Here is a 22,664-nt window from a genome sequence, read left to right on the forward strand (position 1 = left end):
AAAAATTCGATTTTTGTTCCTAAAATATTGACATCGATACATATGGTGGGGGCTGGTGCCAACAATTAGCTTACAGCAAGGATGTCCATTGTAATGTTGAATCTGAAGAATATCTGTTAGCAAACCCCTAGTATGATAAATAGAAAATACATACGCTTGTGAATTAGTGTGCAAGGCAAAACCATTTTATATCTTTTTCTTTTTATAAATAAACAATAATACTGTACCACTTAAAGTGATTACAAGTCCAATTTCAATTAGCAATACTGTATCTAAAGCAGAGCCTGTTTTAGGCAGAACTGCTAAAGTACTTTTAGGAACTTTGGCAGCAGATGATGATGCATTTGAGCCGGTTTTGCTAGAAGTTGGAATAGCTATAGGTGAAGTAGTATTTCCACCCGATGTTGTATTTCCGCCAGTTGTGGGATTTCCACCGGGATTGTTGCTTGGTGGAGTAGTTTTAACAGGAACGATATAATTTGGATTGTAAATATCCTTTAAATTTGACAAGTTAAGTCCGGCTAAATTGCAGTTGGATAAAAGTATTATACCGGATTGTGCAGGAATATTTACGGTAACCTTACCATTAGTTACAGTGTAGTGCTCTGTAGGATTAAGTGCATTTGTAAGTCTTACTCCATCTGGTACTGTAGGTACATCCAGAGTAATTGAGGTTATATTATCAGTTCTTCTGTTTACAGCAATAACTGCATGATCAGTTAAGGCATCACGAGTATAAGCTAAAACATCATTTTTGTAATCAGAAGGAACGTTTATAGGTGTTATATCTCCTGTTCTTAGTACAGAATTACTTTTTCTTATAGCAATTAAAGTTGCATACCATTCTACTAACTCTTGATTTCCTTTACCCCATATCATTCCACGACGATTATCAGGATCATCTGCACCAGGCATTCCAGCTTCATCTCCGTAGTAAATGCATGGAGCACCTGGATATGTCATCTGGATAAGAGGTATCATTTTCATCTTTGCTAAAGCTTCAGCAGAAGGATAATTGGCGATGGCTTTTGTGTCCTTTGTAGCTCCGTCAAAAGCAGATATTATTCTTTGTGTATCATGGGAATCTACAAGGTTAAGCATAGCTTCAAATGCCTCTTTAGGATATTGCTCCCTCATAGTTTCAAGCTCATTCATAGCATCTACAGCACTGTATTTAGTAGTATTGTCATCGCTAGTACCTTTAACAAAATCCATTACAGGTGTTCTGAATCTATAATTCATTACAGAATCATACATATCTCCAAGTAAATATTTTGATGCGTCAGTCCAAATTTCACCTATAATTACATTGTCGCCTTCGCTTTTAACAGCTTGTCTAAAATGTCTCCAAGTTTCATCAGAAACTTCATTTGCAACATCAAGTCTCCAGCCATCAGAACCTTGTTTTAACCAGTAGGTTGAATTAGCATCAGGTCCATCAATAATTTCATTTGCCCAGGTTGTAACATTATATTCTGAACCATTTAAAGCTTGAATATCTGGCATTGAATCATTACCATTCCAGCCATCGTAATCATAATGTTCAGGATCTCCTGCAGCTGCTGGAACTTTTTTGTTATTTATTTTGAACCAGTCTTTATAATGTAAATCTGTTATTCCTTGAGAAGCTAAATCATCAGTTACCTTTTTCTCTGCATCACTTTGAGTTAAGCCTTTTAGATTCATTAAATCATAAACTCTAGACCAATATTGATATGCACCTATTGGTTTTCCTTTAGCCATATATTTGCCATATCTATCGAAATAAATAGAGTCATCTGATACATGATTAAATACTCCATCAAGAATTATGTGAATTCCTCTTTTATGAGCTTCGTTTGCAAGCGATACAAAGTTATCCATTGAGCCAAGTATAGGATCTACATTTTTGTAGTCTGTTGTATCATATCTATGGTTTGATACTGATTGGCTTATAGGATTTAGATATAATACGTTTACTCCAAGGGATTGAAGGTAGTCAAGTTTTTTTTGTATTCCAATTAAATCACCACCATACATTTCATTAGACCACAGACCGTCACCTTTTGTACCCTTATAATCAGGGTTAGGTTTTCCGTCTGCTGTGAATTCTAATGTAGGGTCTTCAGGAATTGAATACCAATCGTTGTAAAATTCATAATTAGTGTTTCCACGTGAAGTTTTTTGAGCAGTATCGTTTGAAGTATCTCCATTAAAAAATCTATCAGGGAATATTTGATACACTACTGCGTTTTTAAACCAATCAGGAGTTTTATAATTTTTATCGTATACATTCATGTCGTACAATTTTACTTTTCCAAGGTCATTAGGTGCTCCGGCTCCAAAATATCCATCATCATCACCATAAGCTTTTACATCCGAACCATTAGAGACTATAAAGTAATATTTGTCCATTTCTATATTAGAAGGCGTATAAGTTATTGTCCATTTATCATTTCCATCTGAAAAGCTGCCATTTTGTTTCATTGGAAGTTTTTGTATTCCTTGTGGTGTTTGCAATATTAGATAGGCATTAGTTAAATCACCTTTAGCAGCTTTTATGCTGAAGGTTACTGTTGAGCCTGTAGGAACTGCTCCATAAGGAGACTTGTAATCATCAAGCTTTGAATTAAAGTACAAAGCAGAAGTGTTTATTTTTTTGTCAGATAAATCATTAAAAACTATATCTGTGTTTGGATCATAGCTTATAGTAACTACTCTATCTGAGGCTACATTTAATTCTCCAACTTGTACTTTCTTATTGGTCATTTCCAATTTTAAATCTGTATAATCTCCTTTTTTTAAAGAAATTTTTGCAGAGTAAATTCCAGTAAGGTTATCATCTTTTAGATAAGTGTTATCAGGTATTCCAGTTCCGGTGAGTTTTATATCAAGTTTTTTATAACTAGTTGAATCAACTATTAAGTGAGAATCATCGTTATACCAAAAGGTGATATCCTCAGCCGTAGGAACAGATAACTTTATATTTTCTCCACCAGCTCTTGCATTTGCTCCATAGTTTTCAGTCCAGTTACCATTTGCTGCAACCTTATATTCATAGTCTCCGGCAGGTATATTTTTAAGTGTTAATGTATAAATGCCATTTCCAACATAAGTCATTGTAGTTTTGCTAGATGCAGGATCCCAACTTGAACCATCAACAGGTACTTGGATACTTCCAGGTACTACAATTTTTCTTCCAGAGTATTTTGGAAAGTTAAAAGTTGAATTACCATTCTTGGATGTATTAGGATTTAGTGGATCCAAAACAGATTTACCATCTACAATGAATTTATATTCATAAGAATTTGCATCATCACCAAGTCTTAGAGTAACAGACCATGTTCCATTTTGGTCTTTCATCATAGCTTTTTTATTGCTTTCCCAATTTGTAAAGTCACCAGCAAGATATACCTCTTTAGCGCTATCATTTTTATATGAAAATGTAACAGTTCCGCTATCATTTATAACAGGGCTTGTTATTTTTTGAGGAATAGTTTTAAGTCCAAGTGCAGCGGAAACTTTATCAGCATCATTGATTGAATCATATAAAGTTTTATTTTTTGTATCACAAATAAAAACTACAAATTTTCCACCAGCAGGTACCTTTATTGATAAATTAGTAGCACCGGCAGGTATAGAATTGTCCCATGCATAGTTTAAACAGGTTTTATATTGATAGCTGCCTTCGGGAACAAAGGTACTGTAAATGTATTGACCATCATTATTCAATGGACTAAATTCAAAGCCCTGAAGTTTTTCGTTCCAGTTATCATTTCCTTTATTTCTTATTTCACCTATAAGAGAAACTTCAGGAGATAAAATGCTGTTAGTGCATATGTTTAAGTCAGGATTACATACAAAAGTTACATTTTGATCTTTATCTAGAGAAAATTTTATATTGTCAGTAATTTCTCCATTTGACCATTTATGATCGTAAGCGGTTTTATATTCATAATCTCCCTTTTTTAAAGCAAAGCTTTTTTTGTAAAAACCATTTCCGATATAATCAAGATCATAGCTGCTGCCAGTTGTATCCCAGTCTTTTCCACCAATTTGTGCAAAATTTCCAACTAAAGTTGCCGTATTTTTAAACTTATCTGGATTGTTTACTGAGTCATATAATGTCTTGTTTTTAAAGTCAGCCTTAAAAGTAACCTTCTCAGCTTTTGTAACATTTAATGTTTTATTTTTTCCACCTTTTTCAAAATTATCACCGTAGTTTTCATCTAAGCTTCCATTTAGAGCAATTTTGTAATTAAAGTTACCAGTTTTTTTGAAGTCAACAGTTAATTCATATAAGCCGTTTGGAAATTCTTTCATAACAAAAGCAGAATTTGTTGGATCCCAATCATTTCCCATATCCTGTGTCTTTAAAAAGTTCCCTATAAGAGTAACTGCAGAATCGGCTGGTGGCAGGTTCTCATTTTCAGCAGCTTTTATTGTTATACCTAAATTAGGTATTAAGCTGAATAAAAAGAAAAACACTGTCACAAAGCTTAAAAGTTTTGTTTTTGTAGTTCTTTTCATTAATAAATCCCCCCTAAATTAATGCAATCGATTGCACAAGTAAGTGCAAACGTTTTACTCAAATAACATATTACACCATTTAAAGCTAATTTACAATAATTACATAAAAAATTTTATATTATAAATGGTATTTGCAGGACTTTTTTAGTTTATAGAAAATTTAATATGATAAGGCTATAGCAGTGATATAGATAGACAACTTGAAATATTAAAATTCCAAGTTGTTTATCTATAATGAAAGGGGATAAATTGAAATGAAAAACAAGATTATAATTGGGAGTATAATTACATTATCAATGATATTTACGGTTAAGGTTAAAGCAGCGGTATTTAAAGACAATCAATTAGTTCAAGCCAATAAAATCTGGACAATACACTTTAATAAGGAAGTTTTTCTTGATAATTTATCAAAACAGGGAATTACAGTAGTAGATAGCAGTGGCAATAGTGTAAAGGCTACATTAAATTTTGGAACAGATAATAAAACAGTAGTGGTAAAACCACCAGTTGGTGGGTATAAAAAAGGAAGCAAATTTAAACTAATTATTGGGAATAAGGTTCATTCTAAGGATGATAATATAAAAGAGCCAATCATAGTTAATTTTAGTATTGAGAAAGGCAATGAAGCTGAAATTGTAACATTTAAGGATGCCAATTTAGAAAAGGTTGTTCGTGATGCTATAAATAAACCTGATGGTAGCATATATAAAACGGATGTAGAGAAAATTACATCATTAGAAGCAGATGAAAAAAATATAACTTATTTAGATGGTATAGAAAACCTTATAAACCTAGAAGAGTTTTCTGCAAATGAAAATAATATAAAGGACATAGCTCCATTAAAAGAATTAACTAATTTGCAGTGGGTTTATTTGGATAAAAATCAAGTAAGCAGTGTAGGTTCTTTATCGAATTTGGCTTCTTTAAAAGCTTTGTCACTGCAAAACAATAAATTGGTTGATATAAGTGAACTTAATAATTTAAAGGAATTACGGACTTTGCACTTAAATAATAATGAAATAAATAATATAAGTCCAATAAAAAATTTGAGCAAATTAAGTGATTTATCTGTGGCTGATAACAAAATTCAAAATATAGATTCATTAAGTAGTTTGCAAAATATAGAGTACTTGGATTTATCAGGTAATTGTATAAGCAATATAGAACCACTGACTCAATTAAATGGCCTCAAATATTTAACTTTAACAGGTAATTTTATTGACAATATAGATTGTCTAAAAAATGTTAAAAACTTAAGAACGGTGGATGGTTACTTAGTTGATGATTTAGATAAATATTTTAAACTTTACTACAAGGCTTATGAAATTATAAAGGTTCTAATTAAACCTTCTATGTCAGATTTAGAAAAAGAAAAGGCAATTCATGATTATGTTGTGTTAAATACTAAATTTGATTATGATAACTATTCAAAAAATACAGCACCCCCTCATGATTATGATGCTTATGGAATACTTATAAATGGGACAGGAGTGTGCGAAGGATATGCAGAAACAGTTAAATTACTTCTTAATATGGCCGGAATTAATTGTGTTGTAGTATCGGGAGAAGCTAATAATGGTACATGGCAAAGTCATGCGTGGAATATAGTCAAAATAGATGGGAAGTATTATGAGCTTGATACAACCTGGGATGATTCTGTGCCAGATATAATTGGCTATGTTAGATATGATTATTTTAATGTAAATGACAGCCAAATGGCAAAAGACCATAATTGGGATAGAAGTAAATATCCTAAATGTGATAATTAATAATTGGCAAAAAACAACAAAACTTATAAAAGGTCAGTATATACTGCTTTTTATAAGTTTTTATTTTAAAAGAATATTGATTTTTAAATTGTTTAAAAATCAATATTCTTTTAAAGCGCAGACTTTACTTTCATTATTTAAGAAGAAATTAGTATGAATATTGGATATATGAATTTTTATAATTTATTATGTCCTCTTTTTTTACTATACCTATAAATACGTTATTATCATCAACAACAGGAAGAAAATTTTTGTTTTTCATGGAGTTTTCAACCTCTTCTATTTCACAGTCAATTCCAATAGGTTTATTTATCATATGTTTAACTATATCAAATATTCCAACTTTATTTAAATCTTTAAATTCAAGCTTTGGTGAGGCAGTAATTTTAGCAATTAAATCATCCTTTGAAATGACACCAGCGTATTCACCTTTATTATTTAAAATTATAATTTGCATACAATTATAATATCTCATTCTTTCGAATATTTGTCTTATTGTAGAAGTTAATTTGGCGTAAACCACTTGTTTTTTAGGAGTTAAAAAAAACGCTACATTCATAACTTATAACCTCTTTTCATATTTATATTAATTGCAAAAAAATTAATTAATATACAATATTGTTTACAGTTTTATTATATAAAAAAAATAAATACATGTCTATAATTTATTTGATAATTAATTAAAAATTAATAAATTTATTTAATAAATCAACAAAAAACGTAAAAATGTAAATGTTTTAACTAAAAAAGTGTCAATAAAGTAGACGCAGGCTCAAATTGTTAACTTTTATGGTATAATAAAACATTAATTATATTTAGGTATGTGAAAGAGGTGCTGTACATGTACAAACTTATGCTTATAGAAGACGATATTAAGTTAAGTTCTATTATTAAAAATTATATTCTGAAATTGAGATTGAAAAAGATAAGTATAGGCAAATATATAAAATAGGAATAACAGAAGAGGAAATAAAGAAAATCATTTCTAAAGAATTTCAAATCTTATTTTTTTCAGGAATAATAGTTGCAATACCAGTAGCGTTTATATTTTCACTTATATTTGTTAGTAAAGATAGCTCGGCTGTGCTTGGAAATTTATACTGTAATGCAATTATTAGCTGCATTTTTATAGTGGTAGAAACCATATATTATTTTATAGCTAGAAACGTTTATACAAATGAAATTACTATGAATTTTATGGAAAATAAATTTATAAAGGTATAATTTAACATAAGTATTTGCTATAATTATAACATATTAATATTTTATGTATTTTTATATGATAAAAAAGGAAATATAAAGTATAAAGGATAATACACATCGAAACTCTAATTTTTGATAATAGGCATAGGCATCTAAGCTAAACTTAGTGCGCAGTTCATAATGTATAACTAAGGATGTTTTTTGCTAACGCTATTAAAAAACAGCTTTAACTATGAAACGTGTATTGGAGATTGGAAGATATCAATTGTAATTTTATATTAAATTAAGTTTAAAGATTACATAATTTTAATGTATTACAGTATAAGGAGGAAGTATAATGAATTCTTTTAATAAGGACAGTATCTACCATGGATTTAAATTTATATATGAAGAAGAAATTAAAGAGATAGGCTCTAAAGCTTTTATGTTTGAACATATTAAGAGTGGAGCAAAGCTTTTATATTTAGAAAATGATGACAGCAACAAAGTTTTTTCTATAAGCTTTAGAACACCGCCAAAAGACAGCACAGGTGTATTTCATATCTTAGAACATTCTGTATTATGTGGTTCAGATAAGTATCCAGTTAAGGAGCCTTTCGTTGAACTTTTAAAAGGTTCTTTAAGCACATTTTTAAATGCCTTTACCTTTAGTGATAAAACTATGTATCCTGTGGCTAGTAAAAATGATAAGGATTTTTTAAATTTAATTGATGTTTATATGGATGCTGTGCTTCATCCTAATATATATAAAACAAAGCAGATATTAGAGCAAGAAGGCTGGCATTATGAACTTGACAAACCTGAAGATGATATAACGTATAAAGGTGTTGTTTATAATGAAATGAAGGGAGCATTTTCATCACCAGAAGGAATTTTAATGAGAAAAATACAAAACTCACTTTTCCCAGATAATGCATATGGCTTTGAATCTGGAGGAGATCCTAAAGACATCCCAGATTTAACATATGAAGATTTTATTGCCTCCCATAAAAAATATTATAGCCCTGCAAATAGTTATATTTATTTATATGGAGCTATGGATTTGGATGAAAAATTAGAGTATCTTGATAGAGAATACTTAAGTTCCTATGAAAGAATACAGGTTGACTCAAAGATAGAACCTCAGAAGCCTATTGGAAACGATGTTGAATTAGTAGAGGAGTATCCTATATTGCCTAATGAAGGTGAAAGAGATAAAACTTATTTGAGTTTAAATTTTGCTGTATCAAAATCTACGGATGCAGAAACTTATTTAGCCTTTGATATACTTGAATTTCTTCTTCTTGAAAGTCCAGCGGCACCATTAAAAAAGGCACTTTTGGAAGCAGGAATATGTAAAGATGTATTTGGAATTTATGATAATAGTATATTGCAGCCGTTTTTTGCTATTACTATTAAAAATTCAAATGAAGATAAAAAAGAAGAGTTTAAAAAATTAGTTTTTGATACTTTGAAAAAGCTTGTTAATGAAGGAATAGACAAGAAACTTATAGAGGCAGCTATTAATGTAAAAGAGTTTCAACTTAGAGAAGCTGATTATGGAAGTATGCCTAGAGGACTTGGGTACAGTGTAAAGGCTATGGATAGTTGGCTTTATGACGAGAGTCCGCTTTTAAATTTGAAATTTGAAGATACTTTGAAGCAAATAAAAAAGGCTTTAACAGAAAACTATTTTGAAAAGCTAATAGAAAAATATATTTTAAATAGTAAACATGAAAGCTTAGTGGTAATAAAACCTTCAAAAGCAGTGGCGGAGGAAAGTGCCAAAGCTTTAAGTGAGAAGCTTAAGGGTTTAAAAAAGTCTCTAAGTAAAGATGAAATAAATAAACTTGTTTCGGAAACAGAAAGCTTAAAGAAAAGGCAGGCTAGTGAGGATTCACCAGAGGATTTGAAGAAGCTTCCAATGCTTTCTTTAGACGATATAGATGAAAAAGCAGAAAAACTTCCTATTTTAGAGGAAGACCTAGATGGAACAAAATTACTGTATCACGAAATATCTACTAATAAAATAGCTTATTTTAATTTGTATTTTGATTCATTAGATATTTCAGAGGATAAAGTTAAGTATTTATCGCTTCTTGAAGAAGTATTAGGAAAAATTGATACTGAGAAATACAAATACGAAGAATTGGCAAATGAAATAAATATAAAGACAGGGGATATAACCTTTACAAATAGTATTTTTGTAGATAAAAATACTACAGATAAATATTATCCTAAATTTACAATAAAGGTTAAGGTACTTCAAGATAAAATTGAAGATGCTCTTAAGATCATGGATCAAATAATGTTTCACAGTATATTTGAAAATAAGAAGAGGCTTAAAGATATAGTTCAAGAGATAAAATCTAGAATGGAAATGTATATAAATGGCAACGGTCAGTCTGTAGCCGCTAAGAGAATTACTTCTTATTTCTCGATTTCCGGAAGATATAGTGAAGAATTAAAGGGGTTAGAATATTATAAATTCATATGCAATATTGATAAAAAACTAGATAATAGCTATGAAGAAGTAAGTTCAAACCTAAAAGAAGTTTCACAAATGCTATTTAATAAGGATAACCTAATAATAAGTTTAACAGGAGAAAAGGATATTCTTTCAGAGTTTAAAAATAAGTTCTCTAATCTTAACATTCAAAATAAGAAAACGGAAGCAAATAGAGAGCTACCTAAACTTAAACAAATTCAGAATAATGAAGGGCTTATTACTTCAAGTAAAGTTCAATATGTATGCAAAGGCTTTGATTTTAAAAAGCTTGGATATGATTATTCTGGAAAACTAGAAGTACTTAAAAAGATATTGTCTTTAGATTATTTATGGAATAATGTAAGAGTTATGGGCGGAGCTTATGGAGTTTCTATAGCAATGTCCAAAAGCGGTGATTTCCTATTTTGGTCATACAGGGATCCTAATCTTAAGGAAACTTTAAATGTATATGATAATGCATATAAATTTATAGAAGCTTTTAAAGCAGATGATTATGAAATGACAAAATATATAATAGGAACCTTTGCTGGACTTGATGCTCCATTAACTCCAAGGCAAAAGGGTGAACGTTCGGATGAAAACTACTTTAAAGGAATTACAGAAGCTGATATACAAAGATGGAGAAAAGAGGTTCTAGACACTAAGAAAGAAGATATAAATGAGTTTTCAAAATTCTTAAAAGATATTGTTGATCAAAATTACATTTGCGTGCTTGGAAATCATAATAAAATTAAGGAAAATGAAAGTGAATTTAATAGTAGCATAGAAGTATTTGAATAATTGAATTTTATGGAAAGGACTATAAAAGGTCCTTTCTTTTTTTGAGACAATTTATGCAATTAAAAATGAATATTCTTACAAAAAAGTTGTAAGACTTACAGCATGAAAACATTTCCATACAGCATAAAAATAAAAATATGTATAAAATATAGCTTATTTTGTTATTAATATTGAAAAAAAACTGCCGATATGTTACTATATTATCAACAATAATGCAACGTATATTTATACTCATGAATAAATATGCTAAAATAAATAAACTAGGGGGCAAAAGAATATGAAATCAAAGGTAGTTAGAGCTTTAATAGCTGCGGTTACTTGCACGATTATGGTTACTTTGTCTGCTTGTGGTGGGGCGACATCAAGCAGTTCAAGTACAAGTTCAAATTCTAAAAAAATTGTAAATATTGGTATAATGAATGCACCAAGTGGATTTAATGCACTTGATTCATCAGATTCATCTCAAAACTATATGACAGAGATATTATTTAGACCATTACTTGATCTCAGTCCAGATCTAAAATTTATACCATCACTTGCAGATTCCATAACAACAACTGATAATAAAACCTTTGTTGTGAAATTAAACAAAAAAGCTAAATGGACAGATGGAAAACCAGTAACAGCAGATGATGTTATGTTTACAATCAATCTTATAACAAATCCTAAAGTAGCAGCAACCATTGCATCGAAATTTAATATATTAGCAGGCCTTGATGAAAATGGTAAAAACACTTCTGGAAGTGATAGCTTTGAGGGTGCAAAAAAGGTTGATGATTATACTGTAAATCTTGTTACAAAGCAACCGGTAGATACAACTGTATTCAATGATTTAGTAAGTCAATATTTAAAAACTGTTCCTAAACATGTACTTCAGTCAACACCACTTGATCAGATGTTTAAAGCAGCTTTCTTCCAGAACCCTACTGTAACAGATGGTCCATTTAAATTAGTTACATATAAGAAAGATCAGTATGTACAAATGGCTGCTAACAAAGATTATTTTAGAGGAACACCTAAACTTACTCAGCTTAACTTTAAAATAATGCAAAGTACTGAAATAACAGTTCAGCTTCAAAGTGGAGAAATTGACATGAATGAACCTAATATAGGAATTGTTCCTATTGATGACATTGAAAAAATAAAAGCAATGAAAAATGTGACTTTCAATCCAGATAAGAAATCTAATACACTTCAAACTTTAGAGATAAATACTACGGTTGTAAAAGATCCAAAGGTTAGAAAAGCTATTTCATATGCTATAAATAGAGAACAAATAGTTAAGAATCTTTTGAAGGGTTCAGGGGAAACAGCAGTTGGACCATATACTCCATCAAGCAAGTTCTTTAATAAAAATGCTGACTTTGGTGGATATGACCCAGCAAAAGCAAAACAATTATTAAAGGAAGCAAATTGGGATTCAAGCAAGGTACTTAAGTTTAATGTACCTACAGGAAACACAGTTCGTGAACAAGCAGCAAATATAATAGCCCAAAATCTTCAAGAAGTAGGAATTAAAGTTCAAATACAAAAATATGATTTCGTTACAAGTTTATCGCTTGCTAAAAAGCATCAATTTGATTTATATATAGTTGGACTTAATATTGACGTTGTTAACCCTGATATTTCTTCATATATATCAAGTGGTCAACTACTAGATTTAAGTGCATACAACAATAAGCAAGTAGATGATTTACTGGAGAAAGGTAAAGTTACTGTAGGAGCTGAAGATCGTGCTAAAATTTACGATCAAGTTCAAGAAATATATGCTAATGACATGCCTGCACCAGGAGTATATTGCCCTATAGATCAAGGAATATACAATAAAAGAGTAATTTACGGAAAACCAAGTTCTTTTGGAATGTATTCCGAACTTGAAAAGTGGGATGTAAAGTAAAAAGTAGCTTATTTTATAATTGGTGGTGAAAAAATATGGATGATTTGCTTAAAGTTAATCATTTAAAAACAGCATTTACAATAGAAGGAAATGAAGTTGTTCCAGTTGATGATGTTACCTTTTCCCTAAAAAAAGGAGAGACAATTGGAATAGTTGGAGAATCTGGGTGTGGAAAGAGTGTTACCTCTTTCTCGCTCATGAGGCTTCTTGGTAAAAATGGAAAGATAAAAAGTGGAGAAGTGATTTTTGAAGGAGAAGACATAGCTAAAAAAAGTGAGAAAGAAATGCATGAACTTCGTGGAAATAAAATGTCCATGATATTTCAGGAACCTATGACTTCTTTAAATCCTTTATTTACAATTGGAAACCAAATGATAGAAGCTATAATGCTTCATTTGAAAATGGATAAAAAGGCTGCAAGAGAATATGCAATAAAAATGCTTAAAGAAGTTGGAATACCAAGAGCAGAAGAGATAATAGACGATTATCCTCATACGCTTTCTGGAGGAATGAGACAAAGAGTAATGATAGCAATGGCTTTATCTTGTAAGCCTAAGCTTCTTATTGCGGATGAGCCTACAACAGCACTTGATGTTACAATACAAGCTCAAATACTTGAACTTATAAAGAGGCTCCGTGAAAGCTATGGAATGTCTGTAATGTTAATAACTCATGATCTTGGAGTAATATCGGAAATGGCTGATAAGGTTATAGTAATGTATGCTGGACAAGTAGTTGAGGAAACAGATGTATTTACACTATTTGATAATCCAGAGCATCCATATACAGAAGCACTTATGAATTCTATACCACAAATAGATGATGCTGAAGAAGATACTTTAGAGGGCATTCCAGGAGTTGTACCTTCACTTCAAAAAATGGTTGATGGTTGTAGATTTCATACGAGGTGCTCAAAAGCAACGGAAAGATGTAAAAAGGAAGTTCCAGAACTTAAGAAGATAAAAGAAGGGCATTTAGTAAGATGTTTTTTAGTTGAAGATAAGATAAAAAAGAGTGGTGAAGCGAATGAGTAATGCAGAAGTTAATAAAAAAGTACAGCCATTAATTGAGGTTAAAAATTTAAAAACTTATTATCCTATAAAAAGGGGAATAATTTCTAGAACTGTAGGGTATGTGAAAGCGGTTGATGGAGTTAGTTTTAAAATATATCCAGGTGAAACCTTAGGACTTGTTGGAGAATCCGGTTGTGGTAAATCTTCAATGGGAAGAACTCTTATAAAATTAGAGCATCCTAATGAAGGAGAGATTATATTTGAAGGTCAGGATATTGCAAAATACTCAAATAAAGAAATGCTTAAGCTTCGTTCTGATATTCAAATTATATTTCAGGATCCATATTCTTCACTTAATCCACGTAAAAGAGTAAGTGAAATATTATCAGAGCCACTTAAAGTTCATAACACCGTTCCAGCAGATCAGATTTCAAAGGAAGTGGACAGGCTACTTGCAAGTGTTGATTTGCAGAAGAATGCTAAAAATCGTTACCCTAATGAATTTTCTGGTGGGCAGCGCCAAAGAATAGGAATTGCAAGAGCATTAGCACTTAAGCCTAAATTTATTATTTGTGATGAGCCAGTTTCGGCACTTGATGTTTCTACTCAAGCACAGGTTTTAAATCTGCTTAAAGGACTTCAAAAGGAGTTCAATTTAACGTTCTTATTTATTGCTCATGGACTTGGTGCAGTTAAATATGTAAGCGATCGTATAGCAGTAATGTATTTAGGAAAGATTGTTGAGATTGGAACAACTGATGAGATAGTTAATAATCCACAGCATCCTTATACAAAAGCACTTTTAAGTGCATATCCAGTACCAAATCCACATTTAAGAGGAAAAAAGAGAGTTATATTGGAAGGCGATGTGCCAAGTCCTGCAAATCCACCAAGTGGATGTAGATTTCACACACGTTGTCCTTATGCAAAAGATATATGCAGTAAAGAAGAGCCAGAATTAAAAGATGGTGATCATGCAGTAGCATGCCATCTAGTGTAATTAATTTTAGAAGGGGGTTAGTTCTGTGCTAAATTACATTATTAGACGTTTAGGAATAGCTTTAGTGGTATTGTTTGGTGTTACTATAATTAGCTTTGCAATAATAAACATGGCACCAGGAAGTCCACTCGATATGATAGTTGATCCACATATGACAGCGGCAGACCTTGCAGCTAGAAAAGCAGCACTTGGGTTAAATAAACCGGTATATGTTCAATATATAAGTTGGCTTCAAAATTTATTACATGGTAATATGGGATATTCATTAACATCCTTTAGACCTGTATCACAAATTATTGGAGAAAGAATTTTACCAACATTGGAGCTTATGGGGGCATCTCTAATACTCGGAATTATTATAGCAATTCCACTTGGAATTTTGAGTGCAACAAAACAGTATTCAGTATTAGATTATATTTGTACAACAGGATCTCTTTTAGGAATATCAATGCCTACATTTTTCTTAGGACTTACTTTAATTTATATATTTGCGTTAAAACTTGGACTTCTTCCATCTGGAGGTATGATTACTCTTGGAAGTGACAGTGGATTTGTTGATGGAATAAGACATCTTATACTTCCAGCTGTTGTTCTTGGAGTTAATACAGCAGGTCTATTTGTAAGGTATGTAAGATCAAGTATGCTGGAAATTTTGGAGCAGGATTACTTAAGAACAGCAAGGGCAAAAGGAGTAATTGAGCGTTTAGTAATAACAAAGCATGCTCTTCGTAATGCACTTATTCCTATTGTTACTATTATAGGCCTTCAAATTGCAACTTTACTTGGTGGAGCAACTATAACAGAGCAAATTTTTTCATGGCCTGGAATAGGACAACTTACAATTCAGTCCATAATGAGTCGTGATTATCCAACAATAATGGGATTAAATCTTTTAGCAGCAATAATGGTTTTATTTGCTAATTTATTAACTGATATTGTTTATTCTGTTGTTGATCCAAGAATTAAATATAGTTAAGGGGTGATATTAATGTCTGAAGTAAAAACTGAAGTTGAAAATAATAACTCTTTAATTTTTGAATCTGTTGAAAATGAAGAGGACGAAAGCTACATAAAAGCCGTAGTCCATAGATTTTTAAAACATAAGCTGGCAGTTTTTGGTGTGGTAATTATGATTATATTAGTGGTATGTGCAGTTTTAGCACCAATAATTGCTCCACAAAATCCATATAAGGTTACAAATGTATTTAGTGGAGCACCGAGTGGAGATCATTTACTTGGTACCGATAAGGTTGGAAGAGATGTTTTGAGCCGTCTTATATATGGAGCTAGAGTATCCTTAATAGTTGGCATAGGAGCAGTTGCAATAAGTGCTGTAATTGGAACTACTTTAGGTCTTCTATCTGGATATGCTGGTGGTTGGATTGACATGTTAATAATGCGAGTAGCAGATATGTTTATGTCCTTCCCTCAAATGATGCTTATCATGGTAATAGTAAGTATTGTTGGACCAAAGCTTTCTAATGTAATAATTGTGCTTGGATTTTTGGGATGGCCATCAATAGCTCGTCTTGTAAGAGGTAGTACACTTTCTGTAAAAGAATCTGACTATATAAAATCTACTGTTGTATTGGGGTTTAAAACTCCTAGAATATTATTCTTGCACATACTTCCTAACATATTTGCACCAATCCTTGTAAATATAACTTTTGGAATAGCAAATGCAATAATAATGGAGGCATCACTTAGTTTCTTGGGTTTAGGAGTTCAGCCGCCTACAGCAAGCTGGGGTAATATGCTTACGGATTCTCAGTCTATATCTGTTTTAACATCACAGCCTTGGCTTTGGATACCACCTGGTGTAATGATAATAGTAAGTGTTTTATCTGTTAATTTCATTGGTGATGGTATGAGAGATGCACTTGATCCAAAGAAATTCAGATAATGTGAAATGATATTTTATCAGTGCGTTAAATAGAATTTATAAATCTATGTGCTGGTTTTAAGCGAGTAACTGCTTAAGGTATAGAAGGATAATGGGCAAAGCCCAAACCCCGTGTATGTTTACTCGCTTTTGCCTCAAAAAGATTGAAAGTAAACATATGCGGGGGTTTGGTTTTAACCCATTATCCTTCTAGTCTTAATGATTTTCGAAATTACAAGCAAGATTTATTGAAAATTTTTTAAACAGTTTTCTCAATACTATAATTTCACATAAGCGATATTAAGGAAAAATTTTCTCCGTTATACTACGAAAAATTGGGGCATACAAGTATTTTTGTAGTGGCGAGAAAAAATCTAAATATTTTCAAAATTCTGAATTAAATATGACTCGAGTTTTATTTTTTTTATCCAGAATTAAGTTTTAAGACTTTCTGCAGTGAAGCGGAAGAAAGTCAACCTTAACTGTGAACTGTGCATTATGCACTGAAAAAAGTATTACTTGTAGAGTTTTGATAAATATATTTTAAAGATTTCAAGCTGTCTATACATAGTATGAGCATGAAATAAGGGGGGGCTATTTACGATAGATTCAGAAGAGGTTTCAAGGTTAGTTGAAGATAAAAAGGGTGAATTTATATATGCAAATGATAAGATATGGGAGTTTGCAGAGACAAGATTTCAAGAGTATAGGTCTAGTAAGCTTTTATGTGACATATTAGAGAAAGAAGGATTTTTTATTACAAAGGCTGTAGCTGGTATGGATACAGCATTTGTTGCTACTTTTGGCAATGGAAAGCCCAAAATTGGTATTTTAGGGGAATATGATGCTTTATATAATCTAAGTCAAAAGGCTAATATAGATGAGAAGCAAGCAGTTGTTGAGAATGGAAATGGACATGGGTGCGGGCATAATGCTTTGGGAGTTGGGGCACTTGCAGCTGTTGTTGCAGTAAAGGATTATATGGTTAAAAATAATCTTAAAGGAACCATATGCTACTTTGGATGTCCGGGAGAAGAGGGCGGTTCAGGAAAAACCTATATGGTAAGAGAGAAGGTTTTTAGTGATATTGATGCTGCTTTTACATGGCATCCATCAGATGTAACTGGGGTAGTTGAAGGAAGTACGCTTGCAAATATACAGGCTTATGTAAGATTTTACGGGAAAAGTGCCCATGCAGCAGCATGCCCTCATCTAGGAAGAAGTGCTTTAGATGCAGTAGAGCTTATGAATGTTGGAATAAATTATTTAAGAGAACATGTAATAGAAGATGCAAGAATGCACTATGCGCTTACAAACGGTGGAGGACTTTCACCTAATGTTGTTCAGGCATTTGCAGAAGAACTTTTACTTGTAAGGGCACCAAAGATGTCACAAGCTAAGGAAATATATGAGAGAGTTAAAAGCATAGCTAAAGGTGCAGCGCTTATGACAGGCACTAAAGTAGAGATAATATTTGATAAGGCTGCTTCAAATGTTATTGTAAATGATACTTTAAATAAAGTAATGTATGAAAAACTTTTAGAACTTGAACCAATAAAATTGATTAAAGAAGAAGAAGAGTTTGCTAAAAAGATTAAAAATACATTAGGTGATGAGGAAAAAGCAAGTGGCAAATTTATAGTAGATTCCGTAAAGGAGTACAAGTTTACAGAAAAGGCTGCACCAGGATCAACAGATGTAGGAGATGTAAGTTTTGTTGTACCAACAGCACAAATAAATACATCCTGTTGGGCTTCTGGAACTGCTGGTCATTCCTGGCAGGTAGTTTCTCAGGGAAAATGCAGTTATTTACATAAGGCTATGCTTTTAGCAGGTAAAGCTATGGCCCTTTCAGCCTTAGAACTTTTTGAAAATGATGAAATAATAACAAAGGCAAAGGCAGAACTGAAGGAAAGGCTGAATGGAGAAGAATATGTCTGCCCTATACCGGCTGATGTAAAGCCGCACTTAAAAGTTGAATAAATGTTGATATAGGCAGCAATATGAAAATGTTGCAAACTAAAAACCAGAGTACAGTGAAGGATGATTTATCTTCCTTACATCAGAAGCTGTGAATTGTGCATTGTGAGTTGAATTTAGGGGGCGATTATTGATGAGTACTTTAGAAAAAGCAGAAGAAATAAAAGAATGGATTATTGACATTAGAAGAGATTTTCATATGCATCCAGAACCATCATATGAAGAATTTCGTACTTCAAATGCTATAGCAGATAAACTGCAAGAACTTGGTATTGAGGTGAAACGTGTAGGTAAAACAGGAGTATTGGGTACAATTGTTGGAAAAGAGCCTGGAAAGGTAATTGCTCTTAGGGCAGATATAGATGCTCTTTCAGTAGAAGAAAAAACAGGTTTGTCTTTTTCATCTAAAAATCCTGGCTTTATGCATGCTTGCGGTCATGATACTCATGCTGCGATGCTTTTAGGTGCAGCTAAAATTTTATCAAGTATGAAGGATGAACTTAAGGGAACTGTCAAATTTATATTTCAACCAGCTGAAGAAGCTAATGGGGGAGCAAAATCAATGGTTGATGGAGGAGTTCTAGAAAATCCCAAGGTAGACATGGTAGTTGGTATGCACATATTTTCAATGCTTGACAAGGGATACATAGTTGCTCAAGAGGGAAGTTTTATGGCTTCAGTTGACCAGTGGAAATTGAATATAAACGGAAAGTCCTGTCATGGATCTTCACCTTGGGAAGGACATGATGCTATAGTTTGTGCTGCCGCTGTAATAAACGGACTTCAAACTATTGTAAGCAGAGTAAATGATGCAAGAAATCCTATAGTAATAAATGTAGGTACGATGAATGCTGGAGAAAGATTTAATGTTGTTCCTGGAAAGGCTGCACTTACAGGTGCAAATAGAACATTTTCAAAGTATTCAAGAGAAATGATGCCAAAATGGATGGAAAAAGTTATAAAAAGTACTTGTGAAGCTTATGATTGTACTTATGATTTTGAATATACATGGGGCTGTAATATAACAGAAAATAGTAAAGAGGTTACTGATTTTGTTAAAAAATCTGTTTCAAAAATTGTTGGTGAAAATAAGGTTATTGGTGCTGATAAAATAATGGGTTCAGAGGACTTTGGAGAATATTCAAGTAAAGTTCCAGGAATGATTATGATACTGGGCGGTGGAAATAAAGAAAAGGGAATTTGCTATTCTCAGCACTCAAATCATTTTATGATAGACGAGGATAGTTTGCCTACAGGTGCTGCAAGTTATGCTCAAGTAGTAGTAGATTTCTTGCAGTAATTTTAATAAAAAGCATTCATTCTTATGGGTGCTTTTTGGCATAAAATGAGTTTATTAAAGAAGTTAAGGAAAAATTAAATGGTGGAGTGTATACTTCAATTATTTCTAAGGGCGCAGAATCTAATAAATAAAAAGGTGGGTAAGTAAAAATGGAAGTGTTAGATAAAGCAAAGGAGATAAAGGAATGGATTGTTGAGTTAAGAAGAGATTTTCATATGTATCCAGAGCCATCCTTTGAGGAAATAAGGACATCTAGTATAGTTGAAAAAAAATTAGAAGAAATGAATATAGAGGTCAAGCGTATAGGCAAAACTGGAATTATTGGAATACTTAATGGAGGCAAACCAGGGAAAGTTATAGGACTTCGTGCAGATATGGATGCACTTTCAGTATATGAAGAAACAGGATTACCCTTTGCATCGAAGAACGAAGGTTTTATGCATGCTTGTGGACATGATTCACATATATCAATGCTTCTTGGGGCTGCGAAAATTTTATCTGATATGAAAGATAAGATTAGTGGTACTGTAAAATTTATTTTTCAACCTGCTGAAGAAGCCGCGGGAGGAGCAAAAGCAATGATTTCAGGAGGGGCACTTGAAAATCCTAAGTTAGATATGATATACGGTATACATATAGCATCAGCAGTTGAAACTGGAAAGGTAGTTGCCCAAGAAGGACAATTTATGGCGTCTGGTGATGAATGGAAGTTAGTTATAAAAGGTAAGTCTTGTCATGGATCTTCACCTTGGGAGGGACATGACGTAATGGTGTGTACTGCTGCTGTAATTAATGGGCTTCAAACTATTGTAAGCAGAGTGAATGATGTTAGAAATCCTATTGTAATAAATATAGGAACCGCTAATGGCGGTGAAAGATTTAATGTAGTTCCAGGTGAAATGACGCTTACAGGAATGAATAGGACCTTTACCGAATATGCAAGGGAAATGATGCCAAAATGGATGGAAAAGGTGATTAAAAGTACCTGTGAAACTTATGATTGTACATATGAATTGGAATACAAGCTAGGTTTTGAAGTAACCATCAATGATCCTAAAATTACGGAATTTGTGAAGAAATCTGTGAGAAAAGTAGTTGGAGAAAGTAATGTACTTGGAGCTGAAAAGGGAATGGGATCAGAAGATTTTTCAGAGTATTTAAAATTGGTTCCAGGAATGATTATGATGCTTGGAACAAGAAATGAAGAAAAAAATTGTGTTTTCCCTCAGCATTCAAATCATTATTTAATTGATGAAGATAGTCTTCCTATAGGAACATCCTGCTACGTTCAAGTTGCACTAGACTATTTAAGTAAATAAAATTAAAGAGATTTGTATTGAGATGGTATTCTTTTTTTACTCTAAACTTATAAAAAGGGTGGTAATAATATGGACAAAATAGAAAAGGTATCTTCTATAATTGAAGAGAAAAAGAAATTATTTATTGAAGTTAACGATGCGATATGGGACTTTGCAGAAATTAGATTTAAAGAGAAAAAATCTGCTGATTTACTTTGTGACATACTTGAAAAAGAAGATTTTGATGTAAAAAGATCTGTGGGAGGTATGGAAACAGCATTTATAGCATCCTACGGTAGTGGAAAACCTAAGATAGCTATTTTAGGTGAATACGATGCATTATTTAATATGAATCAGGAAGCTGGAACAGCTGAAAAGAAAGCCGTATGCCCTGGGGAAAATGGACATGGCTGCGGTCATAATGCACTTGGAGCAGGAGCACTTGCAGCAGTTGTTGGTGTAAAAGATTATATGAAAGAAAACAATATTCAAGGTACTATATGTTACTTTGGATGTCCTGCAGAAGAAGGCGGTTCGGGTAAAACTTTTATGGTAAAGCAGGGGCTTTTTAATGATGTTGATTTAGCTTTGACTTGGCATCCAGATACTATAAATCAAATAACAAGTACAAGTTCTTTAGCTGATATTGAGGTGTATTTTAAGTTCTATGGAAAAAGTGCACATGCAGCAGCTTGTCCACATTTAGGAAGAAGTGCTTTAGATGCAATAGAATTGATGAATATAGGTGTTAATTATTTAAGAGAACATGTTATTCCAGAGGCAAGAATGCATTATGCAATGACTAACGGAGGAGGACTTTCACCAAATGTTGTACAAGCTAATGCAGAAGTTGTTTATTTGCTTCGTGCTCCTAAGTTTTCACAGGTTAAAGAAATATATGATCGTGTAGTGAATATAGCTAAGGGAGCAGCACTAATGACAGATACAAAATTTGAAATAGTATTTGATTGTGCAGATTCTAACTTAATTCCTAACGATACTCTTGGAAAAGTAATGTATAAGTACCTAGAAAAGCTTGGACCAGTTAGAGTGGATAAAAACGATATTGAATTTGCAGAAAAACTAAGAAGTACTTTGTCTGAAGAAGAAAAAAATGCTGAACTTAAGAATCTAAGTAAAGAATTAAAGGAAAAAGCAAAGGAAAGTCCAATAGCTAATTTTATAAAGCCATTTGAATCAAGCAATGAAACTATGCCTGGTACTACAGATGTTGCAGATGTAAGTTGGGTTGTACCAACATCTCAATGTAACACTTCGACCTGGATGCTTGGAACACCAGGTCATTCATGGCAGGCAGTTGCACAGGGAAAATCAACTTTGTGCCATAAAGGGTTGCTTCTTGCAGGCAAGGTAATGGCATTATCTGCAATTGAAGCTTTCGAAAACAAAAGTATTATAGATGAAGCAAAAGCAGAACTCAAAGAAAGACTTGATGGAGAAGAGTATGTTTCACCTATTCCAGATGGAGCAAAACCCAAATTAGAGTAGAGAGTAGGGAGTAGAGAGAAGGATGGTTTTACTCTA

At 32.3% G+C, this 22,664-nt stretch carries 13 protein-coding genes; 11 read left to right on the forward strand and 2 right to left on the reverse strand.

Going from position 1 to position 22,664, the window contains the following annotated elements:
• Window positions 1–186: 186 nt before the first annotated feature.
• On the reverse strand, window positions 187–4,509 hold the full coding sequence (locus ACJDT4_RS04035; RefSeq protein WP_406786251.1) for a pullulanase X25 domain-containing protein: 4,323 nt from the start codon (window positions 4,507–4,509) through the stop codon (window positions 187–189).
• 254 nt (window positions 4,510–4,763) lie between these two features.
• Between ACJDT4_RS04035 and ACJDT4_RS04040 the strand changes: the two genes are divergently transcribed.
• On the forward strand, window positions 4,764–6,278 hold the full coding sequence (locus ACJDT4_RS04040) for a leucine-rich repeat domain-containing protein (RefSeq protein ID WP_406786252.1): 1,515 nt from the start codon (window positions 4,764–4,766) through the stop codon (window positions 6,276–6,278).
• A 148-nt stretch (window positions 6,279–6,426) separates the two neighbouring features.
• On the opposite strand, the gene ACJDT4_RS04045 is transcribed toward ACJDT4_RS04040, so the two are convergent.
• Window positions 6,427–6,837 carry a CBS domain-containing protein gene (locus ACJDT4_RS04045; RefSeq protein ID WP_406786253.1) on the reverse strand — a complete coding sequence of 137 codons (411 nt, stop codon included), beginning with the start codon at window positions 6,835–6,837 and terminating at the stop codon, window positions 6,427–6,429.
• A 981-nt stretch (window positions 6,838–7,818) separates the two neighbouring features.
• Between ACJDT4_RS04045 and ACJDT4_RS04050 the strand changes: the two genes are divergently transcribed.
• From ACJDT4_RS04050 to ACJDT4_RS04095, 10 genes are all read left to right on the forward strand, one after another.
• On the forward strand, window positions 7,819–10,749 hold the full coding sequence (locus tag ACJDT4_RS04050; protein ID WP_406786254.1) for an insulinase family protein: 2,931 nt from the start codon (window positions 7,819–7,821) through the stop codon (window positions 10,747–10,749).
• A gap of 277 nt (window positions 10,750–11,026) precedes the next feature.
• Complete coding sequence (locus tag ACJDT4_RS04055; protein WP_406786255.1) at window positions 11,027–12,646, forward strand: ABC transporter substrate-binding protein; 1,620 nt, start codon at window positions 11,027–11,029, stop codon at window positions 12,644–12,646.
• A gap of 35 nt (window positions 12,647–12,681) precedes the next feature.
• A complete protein-coding gene (locus ACJDT4_RS04060; protein ID WP_406786256.1) occupies window positions 12,682–13,680 on the forward strand; it encodes an ABC transporter ATP-binding protein in 999 nt (332 codons plus the stop codon).
• Window positions 13,673–14,659 (forward strand): ABC transporter ATP-binding protein, encoded by a 987-nt coding sequence (locus ACJDT4_RS04065; protein ID WP_406786257.1) that lies wholly within the window; start codon window positions 13,673–13,675, stop codon window positions 14,657–14,659. The genes ACJDT4_RS04060 and ACJDT4_RS04065 overlap by 8 nt, the downstream gene beginning before the upstream one ends.
• A gap of 25 nt (window positions 14,660–14,684) precedes the next feature.
• Window positions 14,685–15,635 carry an ABC transporter permease gene (locus ACJDT4_RS04070; protein WP_406786258.1) on the forward strand — a complete coding sequence of 317 codons (951 nt, stop codon included), beginning with the start codon at window positions 14,685–14,687 and terminating at the stop codon, window positions 15,633–15,635.
• A 12-nt stretch (window positions 15,636–15,647) separates the two neighbouring features.
• Window positions 15,648–16,562, forward strand: a complete 915-nt coding sequence (gene opp4C / locus ACJDT4_RS04075; RefSeq protein WP_406786259.1) for an oligopeptide ABC transporter permease — start codon at window positions 15,648–15,650, stop codon at window positions 16,560–16,562.
• Window positions 16,563–17,195: 633 nt separating this feature from the next.
• Window positions 17,196–18,524: a M20 family metallopeptidase gene (locus ACJDT4_RS04080; RefSeq protein ID WP_406786471.1), complete on the forward strand. Its 1,329-nt coding sequence runs from the start codon at window positions 17,196–17,198 to the stop codon at window positions 18,522–18,524.
• A gap of 130 nt (window positions 18,525–18,654) precedes the next feature.
• The gene (locus ACJDT4_RS04085) at window positions 18,655–19,821 is read left to right on the forward strand and encodes a M20 metallopeptidase family protein (protein WP_406786260.1); all 1,167 of its coding nucleotides are present in this window, start codon (window positions 18,655–18,657) and stop codon (window positions 19,819–19,821) included.
• A gap of 149 nt (window positions 19,822–19,970) precedes the next feature.
• Complete coding sequence (locus tag ACJDT4_RS04090; RefSeq protein ID WP_406786261.1) at window positions 19,971–21,140, forward strand: M20 metallopeptidase family protein; 1,170 nt, start codon at window positions 19,971–19,973, stop codon at window positions 21,138–21,140.
• A gap of 69 nt (window positions 21,141–21,209) precedes the next feature.
• Window positions 21,210–22,628, forward strand: a complete 1,419-nt coding sequence (locus tag ACJDT4_RS04095; protein ID WP_406786262.1) for a M20 family metallopeptidase — start codon at window positions 21,210–21,212, stop codon at window positions 22,626–22,628.
• The last annotated feature ends 36 nt before the right edge of the window (window positions 22,629–22,664 follow it).

The organism is Clostridium neuense (genome assembly GCF_045310695.1).
Taxonomy (GTDB): Bacteria; Bacillota; Clostridia; order Clostridiales; family Clostridiaceae; genus Clostridium_S; species Clostridium_S neuense.